This window comes from Pseudomonas sp. BF-R-01 (genome assembly GCF_019946615.1).
GTDB classification, from domain to species: domain Bacteria; phylum Pseudomonadota; class Gammaproteobacteria; order Pseudomonadales; family Pseudomonadaceae; genus Aquipseudomonas; species Aquipseudomonas migulae.
In genome coordinates this window covers 1-9,009 of record NZ_JAGYFX010000159.1, presented here as the reverse complement: position 1 = coordinate 9,009, position 9,009 = coordinate 1, and the positions used below count along the sequence as shown (strand labels likewise).

The window sequence follows — 9,009 nt, the reverse complement described above, 5'->3', positions numbered from 1 at the left end:
GGCACATACCCTGTAGGAGCGAGGCTTGCCCGCGAAGAGGCCTTTCCAGTCGCCGCTTAAACCAGCGTCATCAACGCCTCACGGCTGAACGGCAGGATGTCTCCCTCACGACCGTCACGCACTTTCTGCGCCCAGTCCGGGTCCACCAACAGCGCACGCCCCACTGCCACCAGATCGAACTCGTCGTTGTTCAAACGCTCCAGCAGTTTTTCCAGGCTGGCCGGCTGCGCGATCTTGTCGGTGTTGACCATGAACTGCAGGAACTCGCCATCCAGGCCGACGCTGCCCACGGTGATGGTCGGCTTGCCGGTCAGTTTGCGCGTCCAGCCTGCCAGGTTCAGCTCGGAACCGTCGAACTCCGGCTCCCAGAAACGGCGCGTCGAGCAGTGGAAAATGTCCACGCCAGCGTCGGACAACGGCTTGAGGAACTCGCCCAGCGCTTCCGGTGTTTGCACCAGACGCGCGGTGTAATCCTGCTGCTTCCACTGAGAGAAACGGAAGATGATCGGGAAGCCTTCACCGACTGCCGCACGCACCGCCTGAATCAGTTCGATGGCGAAACGCGAACGGTTCGCCAGGTCGCCACCGTATTCATCGGTGCGCTGATTGCTGCCTTCCCAGAAGAACTGGTCCACCAGATAGCCATGGGCGCCGTGGATTTCCACGCCGTCCATGCCGATGCTTTGCGCGTCTTTGGCAGCTTGAGCGAACGCGGCGATCACGTCCTGGATATCCTGTTTAGTCATGCCGTGAACCACGACCTGACCGTCCTTCAGCTTTTCCGATGGGCCGTAACCCGGCACGCTGGCGTCAGGCTCGGTGCCGATGCGACGCACGCTGCCGACATGCCAAAGCTGCGGAACGATCTTGCCGCCTTCGGCATGCACTGCGTCGACGACTTTCTTCCAGCCGGCCAGCGCGGCTTCACCGTAGAAATGCGGCACGTTCGGGTAGCCGTTGGAGGCCTTGTGGCCGACGGTGGTGCCTTCAGTGATGATCAAACCCACGCCGGCGGCGGCGCGACGACGGTAGTACTCGATCACTTTGGAGTTGGGTACGCCACCCGGCGAAAACGAGCGGGTCATCGGCGCCATGACGACACGGGTCGGCAGTTCGAGGGTGCCGAGGTGGAACGGTTTGAACAGGGCTTTGACAGGCATGGGACGCTCCACGGGAATAGACTTTATGACGGCGATAATATGGAGTTGGGAACGCCTTGAATAGCACTATTGATTTTGGTGATTAAGGAATAAAAGGTGGAAAGCATCGTAGGAGCGAGCGGGCGGCGCTCCGACTTGCCCGCGAAGGCGGTCGGTCAGTCGACATCATTACTGACTGACCTGACGCCTTCGCGGGCAAGCCTCGCTCCTACAGGGGGAATCAGCTCAGGGCTTTTTCGATTGCCTGAATGACAGTGGGATCATCCGGCGCCGTACGCGGTGAGAACCGTGCCAGTACGCGACCGTCCTTGCCGAGCAGGAATTTTTCGAAATTCCAGGTGATATCACCCGGGAATTCAGCCCCCTCGCCCGCCAGCAGGCGGTACAACTGATGACGCTCATGACCGTTGACTTCCAGCTTGCTGGACAACGGAAAGGTCACGCCATAGTTGAGGCTGCAGAACTCCTGGATCTCTTTCTCGGTACCCGGTTCCTGCCCGGCAAACTGGTTGCACGGCAAGCCCAGCACGCTGAAGCCTTTACCTTTGTATTGCTGGTAAAGGTTTTCCAGCGCCGCGTATTGTGGGGTCAAGCCACATTTGGAGGCGACGTTGACCACCAGCACGACATGCCCCTTGAAGGGCGCCAGAGGTAGCTCCTGACCATCCAGGCCTGTCAAATTAAGGTCGTGAAAAGCACTCATGACGTACTCCAGATTCCCGTGTTCTTCTCGAAACAGCCTCTTGGTGAGGGCACCAAGGACAGCCGCGGACTAAAAAGGCGCCCTCGGGCGCCTCTCCAGTTCTCTGAGCTTAGCGCAGAAAATCAGTGGTGATGGCCACCTTCGCCATGGACGTGACCATGAGCGATTTCTTCCTGGCTGGCGTCACGGATGGCGATGATCTTGACCTGGAAGTTCAGGCGCTGACCGGCCAACGGGTGGTTGCCGTCGACAGTGACATCGTCGCCGTCCAGATCGCGAATGGTCACGATCTGCATTTGGCCGTCCGGTGCGGAAGCGTGGAACTGCATGCCCACTTCCAGCTCGTCGACGCCTTCGAACATGCTGCGGCTCAAGGTGCTGACCAGTTCGGCAGCGTATTCGCCGTAAGCGTCTTCAGGTTCAACGGCCACGGTCAGCTCGTCGCCGACTGCTTTGCCTTCCAGAGCCTTTTCCAGGCCCGGAATGATGTTACCTGCGCCTTGCAGGTAGACCAGCGGCGCGCCGCCGGCGGAGCTGTCGATGACCTCACCAGCGTCGTTGGTCAGGGTATAGTCGATGGAGACAGCCTTATTGGCGGCGATCAGCATGGGGCGAGACCTTTTGCATAAGAATTTAGAAAGGCCAAGTTTAGCGAAGCAATCGTCCGAAAGCGAACACAACCCGGACAGACGGAATGCGGCGCCAGGCTCGACGGTCACAGGTTTTCATCAGGACGAGGACGGGCATTGGGTGGCCGAGCTGTCCTGTGGCCACACGCAGCACCTGCGCCACCAGCCGCCGTGGCAATCGCGCGCCTGGGTCATGGACCCGGCGCAACGTATTGAAAAAATAGGCCAGCCCTTTGAATGCGGTTGGTGCGCACAAGGCTCGGTTAGCGATAACCTTGTCGACTGAATTTCGGTAGATCGTCAGCTATAGATGATCACCTTTGTCATGCTCCCTTAGAGAATCCGCATGCAAACTTTTTTTATCGCGCCCACCGATTTTGGTGTGGGTCTGACCTCCATCAGCCTCGGGCTGGTGCGCACCCTCGAGCGGGCCGGCCTCAAGGTCGGCTTTTTCAAACCGATTGCCCAGCCGCATCCGGGTGATACCGGGCCGGAGCGCTCCACCGAACTGGTGGCGCGCACCCACGGTTTGAAACCGCCGCAACCGCTGGGCCTGGCGCACGTCGAGCGCATGCTCGGCGACGGCCAGCTCGATGAGCTGCTCGAAGAAATCATCACGCTCTATCAGCAAGCGGCCATCGGCAAGGACGTGCTGATCGTCGAAGGCATGGTCCCGACCCGCAGCGCCAGTTACGCCGCGCGGGTCAATCTGCATTTGGCCAAGAGTCTGGATGCCGACGTGATTCTGGTTTCGGCACCGGAAAACGAAGTGCTGACCGAGCTCTCCGGTCGCGTGGAGTTGCAGGCGCAATTGTTCGGCGGGCCGAAAGACCCGAAAGTCCTCGGCGTGATCCTCAACAAGGTCAAGACCGACGAGAGCATGGAGGCCTTCGCCTCGCGCCTCAAGGAGCATTCGCCGTTGCTGCGCAGCGGTGATTTCCGCTTGCTCGGCTGCATCCCGTACCAGCCGGAACTGAACGCGCCGCGCACCCGCGACGTGGCCGATCTGATGGGCGCGCAAATCCTCAATGCCGGCGACTACGAAACCCGGCGCATGACCAAAATCATCATTTGTGCGCGCACCATGCGCAACACCGTGGAGCTGCTCAAGCCCGGCGTGCTGGTGGTGACGCCCGGCGATCGCGACGACATCATCCTCGCCGTCAGCCTCGCCGCCATGAACGGCGTGCCGCTGGCCGGCCTGCTGCTGACCAGCGACACCCTGCCCGACCCGCGCATCATGGACCTGTGCCGTGGCGCCTTGCAGGCCGGTTTGCCGGTGTTGTCGGTGAGCACCGGCTCCTACGACACCGCGAACCAGCTGAACGGTTTGAACAAGGAAATCCCGATCGACGACCGCGAGCGTGCGGAGATCATCACCGACTTCGTCGCCAGCCACCTCGACGCCAACTGGCTGCACCAGCGTTGCGGCACGCCACGGGAAATGCGCCTGTCGCCTGCGGTGTTCCGTTATCAATTGATCCAGCGCGCCCAGGCCGCCAACAAGCGCATCGTGCTGCCCGAAGGCAGTGAGCCGCTGACCGTGCAAGCCGCGGCGATCTGCCAGGCGCGCGGCATTGCCCGTTGTGTGTTGCTGGCAAAACCGGCGGATGTCGAAGCCGTGGCGCGTGCCCACGATATCGAGCTGCCGCCAGGCCTGGAGATTCTCGATCCGGACCTGATTCGCGAACGTTACGTCGAGCCGATGGTTGCGCTGCGCAAGACCAAAAGCCTCAACGCGCCGATGGCCGAGCAGCAACTGGAAGACACCGTGGTGATCGGCACGATGATGCTGGCGCTGGATGAAGTCGACGGCCTGGTGTCCGGCGTCATTCACTCCACCGCCAACACCATCCGCCCGGCCTTGCAGTTGATCAAGACCGCGCCGGGCTGCACCTTGGTGTCGTCGGTGTTCTTCATGCTGTTTCCCGAAGAGGTGCTGGTCTACGGCGACTGCGTGATGAACCCGCACCCGAGCGCCACGGAACTGGCCGAGATCGCCCTGCAAAGTGCGGACTCGGCAGCAGCGTTCGGCATTACGCCGCGCGTGGCGATGATCAGCTACTCCAGCGGTGAATCGGCCAGCGGCGAAGAGGTCGAGAAGGTCCGCGAGGCGACGCTGCTCGCCCACGAGCAACAACATTCGCTGCTGATCGACGGTCCGTTGCAGTACGACGCCGCCGCCAACGAAACCGTTGCCCGGCAACTGGCGCCGAACAGTCAGGTCGCCGGTCGCGCCACGGTGTTCGTGTTCCCCGACCTGAATACCGGCAACACCACGCACAAAGCCGTGCAGCGCAGCGCCGACTGCGTCAGCCTCGGCCCGATGCTGCAAGGCCTGCGCAAACCGGTGAACGACCTGCCGCGTGGCGCGCAAGTCGACGACATCGTGTACACCATCGCGTTGACCGCGATTCAAGCTGCCAACCGACCTCTGGATGTTTAAATGCTGGATTTCCTGCCTGCCGCCGCACGCGGCGTGATTGCATCGTTGTTGCTGGCACTGAATACGATTCTGCTCTGCTCGTTTCTGTTCTGCGTGGCGATTTTCAAGGTGTTGCCGTTTGCCCTCACCCAGCGTTTCACACGCTGGCTGATGAACCATACCCATGAAGCCTGGATCAGCAACAACAAGGCCTGGATGAACCTGGTCCGCCGCACCCGCTGGCACCTCAGCGGCCTTGAAGGGCTGGACTATCAGCACTCGTACCTGATCACCAGCAACCACCAGAGCTGGGTCGACATCATGGTGTTGCAGTACGTGCTCAACCGTCGTATCCAGCCGCTGAAGTTCTTTCTCAAGCAAGAGCTGATCTGGGTGCCGGTGATTGGCCTGGCCTGGTGGACACTGGGCTTTCCGTTCATGAAGCGCTATTCCAAGGCTTACCTGGAAAAGCACCCGGAGAAGAAAGGCAAAGACCTGGAAACCACGCGCAAGACCTGCGCGAAGTTTCGTGATAACCCGGTGGGGATTTTCAATTTCGTCGAAGGCACGCGCTTCACCGAAGGCAAGCATGCGCAGCAGAAATCACCGTTCAAGTATTTGCTCAAACCCAAGGCCGGTGGCATTGCGTTTGTGCTGGACGCCATGGGTGAGCAGCTGGAGTCGATCGTCAACGTGACGATTCACTATCCGGGCGGGCGTCCGGGGTATTGGGATCTGTTATGCGGGAACGTTGCGGACGTGGTGGTGCACTTTCAGGAGTTGAGGATTCCGCCGCAATTTATTGGCAAGAACTACGACCAGGATGGGGAGTATCGGTTGCAGTTTCAGGGGTGGATCAATCAGCTTTGGTTAGACAAGGATGCGTTGTTGACGCAGATGCATCGCGAGTATCCCGCCCGGTAATCAGGTGCCTGTTCCGGCCCCTTCGCGGGCAAGCCTCGCTCCTACGGAATTGCGTCGTTCCCGATGTCGCGGTCACACCCATCCCGTAGGAGCGAGGCTTGCCCGCGAAGGCGGTTTCAGGGACACAAAAAAACCCGCCGATGATCACTCATCGGCGGGTTTTTCATGAGCAGCTAACGCTTAGATCGCGCCATGCTTGCGCAGCAGATCCAGCACTTGCTTGACGCTTTCTTCCAGCGACAGCGACTGGGTGTCGACCACGAGGTCGGCGTCCAGCGGCACGTCGTACGGGAAGGAATCACCCGGAATGTTATCCCCGGCCGCTGCGTACAAGCCTTGCGGATCACGCTCGGCACAAACCGTCGGCGAGGCCTGGACGTAGACCGTCAGCAGACGCTCCTTGCCGATCAGGTCCTTGGCCTGCTCACGCCCTTCTGCACTCGGCGCAACAAACGCAGCGAGGGTCAGCAGACCCGCTTCGTTGAACTGACGCGCAACGTGCGCGGCACGACGCCAGTTCTCGGTACGCCCGGCGCGATCCTGTGGCAGACCTTTGTTCAGGTCGTGACGCAGGTTCTGGCCATCGAGCACAAACACCGCACGGCCCAGGTCGAACAACTTGCGTTCAACCGCATACGCCAGAGTGCTTTTGCCCGCGCCCGACAAGCCGCTGAACAACACGGTGGCCGGCTGTTGGCCGAAACGCTGAGCGCGTTCTTCGGTGGCAACGTGCGCCAGTTTGCCGTGGTGCGTGCTGCTGCCATGCGCCAACGGCTGAGCGATGATCATGCCGGCGGCAACGGTGCCGTTGGTCAAACGGTCGATGACGATGAACGAACCGGTGGTGCGGTTGCTCGCGTAACCGTCCAGCGCGATGGCGGCGTCGAGGCTGATCTTGACGCGACCGATCTCGTTCAACTGCAACGCGCTGGCAGGACCTTCTTCCAGGGTGTTCACGTCAACGCGGTTGACGATGCTGGTGATCGAACCCGGCACGTACGTCGTGGCGCGCTTGATGTCGTATTTCTTGCCCGGCAGCATCGGTTCTTCGGCCATCCACACCAGCATGGCGTCGAAGGCGTCAGTCACTTGCGGCAGGTTGTCGGCGTGCACCAGCAAGTCGCCGCGAGAGATATCGATCTCGTCTTCCATGGTCAGCGTCACCGCTTGACCCGGACCGGCATGCTCCAGCTCACCTTCGAAGGTGACGATGGATTTCACGCGGCTGCTCTTGCCCGACGGCAGCACAACGACTTCATCGCCCTTGTGCACGACGCCGCTGGCCAGGGTGCCGGCAAAACCACGGAAGTTCAGGTTCGGACGGTTGACGTACTGCACCGGGAAACGCAGGTCGGTGTAGTTGCGGTCGCTGGCGATTTCGACGGTTTCGAGAATTTCCATCAGCGACTGGCCGGTGTACCACGGCGAGCGCTCGGACTTGTTCACCACGTTGTCGCCCTTCAGCGCCGACATCGGCACGAAGGCCATGGTGGTCGGCTTGAACGCGATGCCTTCGGCGAACTTCAGGTAATCGGCCTTGATCGACTCGAACACGCTTTCGTCGAAGCCATTGAGGTCCATCTTGTTGATGGCGACCACGATGTGCTTGATGCCCAGCAACGAGGCGATGAAGCTGTGGCGACGGGTCTGGGTCTGCACGCCGTAGCGGGCGTCGACCAGGATGATCGCCAGGTCACAGGTGGATGCACCGGTGGCCATGTTGCGGGTGTACTGCTCATGGCCAGGGGTGTCGGCAATGATGAATTTGCGCTTGGCGGTGGAGAAGTAGCGGTAAGCGACATCGATGGTGATGCCCTGCTCACGCTCGGCCTGCAGGCCGTCGACCAGCAATGCCAGGTCGATGTCTTCGCCAGTGGTGCCGACTTTTTTCGAGTCGCGGGTAATGGCTTCCAGGTGATCTTCGTAGATCATCTTGGAGTCGTGCAGCAGGCGCCCGATCAGGGTGCTCTTGCCGTCGTCGACGTTGCCACAGGTCAGAAAGCGCAGCATTTCCTTGCGTTCGTGCTGGCCCAGGTAGGCGAGGATGTCCTCGCTGATCAAATCAGATGCGTGCGACATGACAACCCCTTAGAAATAACCCTGACGTTTCTTTTCTTCCATCGAGCCTGCGCCATCGTGATCGATGACCCGGCCCTGGCGTTCGGAAGTTCGCGTCAGGAGCATTTCCTGAATGATGTCGGTCAGGCTGGTGGCCTCGGACTCGACCGCACCGGTCAGCGGGTAGTCACCCAGTGTACGGAAACGGACTTTCTTCTTGACGATGCGCGCCTTGTCTTCGTCGCTCAGGTGATTGAGCAGGCGTTCGTCGTCGATCATGATCCAGGTGCCATTCATCTCGATGACGTCGCGCTCGGCGGCGAAATACAGCGGCACAATCGGGATGCCTTCGAGGTAGATGTACTGCCAGATGTCCAGTTCGGTCCAGTTCGACAATGGGAAAACGCGGATCGATTCGCCCTTGTTGACGTTGCCGTTGTAGACGTTCCACAGCTCTGGACGCTGGTTTTTCGGGTCCCAGCGGTGCTTGGTGTCGCGGAAGGAATACACGCGCTCTTTGGCGCGGGACTTCTCTTCGTCGCGGCGAGCGCCACCGAAAGCGGCGTCGAAACCGTACTTGTCGAGCGCCTGTTTCAGGCCCTCGGTTTTCATGATGTCGGTATGCTTGGCGCTACCGTGGGTCAGCGGGTTGATGCCCTGGGCCACGCCATCGGGGTTCACGTGCACCAGCAGGTCCAGGCCGAGTTCTTCGACCATGCGGTCGCGGAATTCGTACATTTCCTTGAACTTCCACCGGGTGTCGACGTGCATCACCGGGAACGGCAATTTGCCCGGGAAGAATGCCTTGCGCGCAAGGTGCAGCATCACGGCGGAATCTTTACCGACGGAGTACAGCATCACCGGGTTATCGAACTCGGCGGCGACCTCGCGGATGATGTGGATGCTTTCGGCCTCCAGCTGTTTCAGATGCGTCAGTTTGTCGACCATGGCTACTCACGAAAACGATCTTATGGACGGCCAGCGGGCCGTGTTCGAGCGGGGAATCCTAGCACAGCGACCTCTTCTAATCAGGCCGCGAGCTAGATCGAAAGGGTATATGAATATACCCCCTCGTTTGGGCCCAGGGACCTTGTAGGAGCGAGGCTTGCC

8 protein-coding genes are annotated in these 9,009 nt (G+C 60.5%); 3 read left to right on the top strand and 5 right to left on the bottom strand.

What is annotated here, in order from left to right; all coding sequences use genetic code 11:
- Nucleotides 1-56 precede the first annotated feature (56 nt).
- The 3 genes from KGB27_RS29945 to KGB27_RS29935 form a co-directional block, all read right to left on the bottom strand.
- On the bottom strand, nt 57-1,160 hold the full coding sequence (locus KGB27_RS29945) for an NADH:flavin oxidoreductase (protein WP_008026958.1): 1,104 nt from the start codon (nt 1,158-1,160) through the stop codon (nt 57-59).
- Nucleotides 1,161-1,380: 220 nt separating this feature from the next.
- The gene (locus tag KGB27_RS29940; RefSeq protein ID WP_008037360.1) at nt 1,381-1,863 is read right to left on the bottom strand and encodes a glutathione peroxidase; all 483 of its coding nucleotides are present in this window, start codon (nt 1,861-1,863) and stop codon (nt 1,381-1,383) included.
- A gap of 122 nt (nt 1,864-1,985) precedes the next feature.
- A complete protein-coding gene (locus KGB27_RS29935) occupies nt 1,986-2,471 on the bottom strand; it encodes a peptidylprolyl isomerase (protein ID WP_008026954.1) in 486 nt (161 codons plus the stop codon).
- On the opposite strand from KGB27_RS29935, the gene KGB27_RS29930 reads away from it, so the two are divergent.
- From KGB27_RS29930 to KGB27_RS29920, 3 genes are read left to right on the top strand one after another with little or no spacing between them, the layout of a single operon-like run.
- A complete protein-coding gene (locus tag KGB27_RS29930) occupies nt 2,440-2,778 on the top strand; it encodes a DUF3565 domain-containing protein (protein ID WP_223557297.1) in 339 nt (112 codons plus the stop codon). The genes KGB27_RS29935 and KGB27_RS29930 overlap by 32 nt on opposite strands.
- Before the next feature lie 60 nt (nt 2,779-2,838).
- A complete protein-coding gene (gene pta / locus KGB27_RS29925) occupies nt 2,839-4,938 on the top strand; it encodes a phosphate acetyltransferase (RefSeq protein WP_008026952.1) in 2,100 nt (699 codons plus the stop codon).
- Nucleotides 4,939-5,841: an acyltransferase gene (locus KGB27_RS29920; RefSeq protein ID WP_223557296.1), complete on the top strand. Its 903-nt coding sequence runs from the start codon at nt 4,939-4,941 to the stop codon at nt 5,839-5,841.
- 180 nt (nt 5,842-6,021) lie between these two features.
- On the opposite strand, the gene cysN is transcribed toward KGB27_RS29920, so the two are convergent.
- Both cysN and cysD read right to left on the bottom strand, forming a co-directional pair.
- Nucleotides 6,022-7,920, bottom strand: coding sequence for a sulfate adenylyltransferase subunit CysN (cysN, locus tag KGB27_RS29915; RefSeq protein WP_192417369.1), 1,899 nt, complete (start codon nt 7,918-7,920; stop codon nt 6,022-6,024).
- A gap of 9 nt (nt 7,921-7,929) precedes the next feature.
- Entirely contained in the window at nt 7,930-8,847 is a 918-nt protein-coding gene (gene cysD / locus KGB27_RS29910) for a sulfate adenylyltransferase subunit CysD (protein WP_008026947.1), read from the bottom strand.
- Between the last annotated feature and the right edge of the window lie 162 nt (nt 8,848-9,009).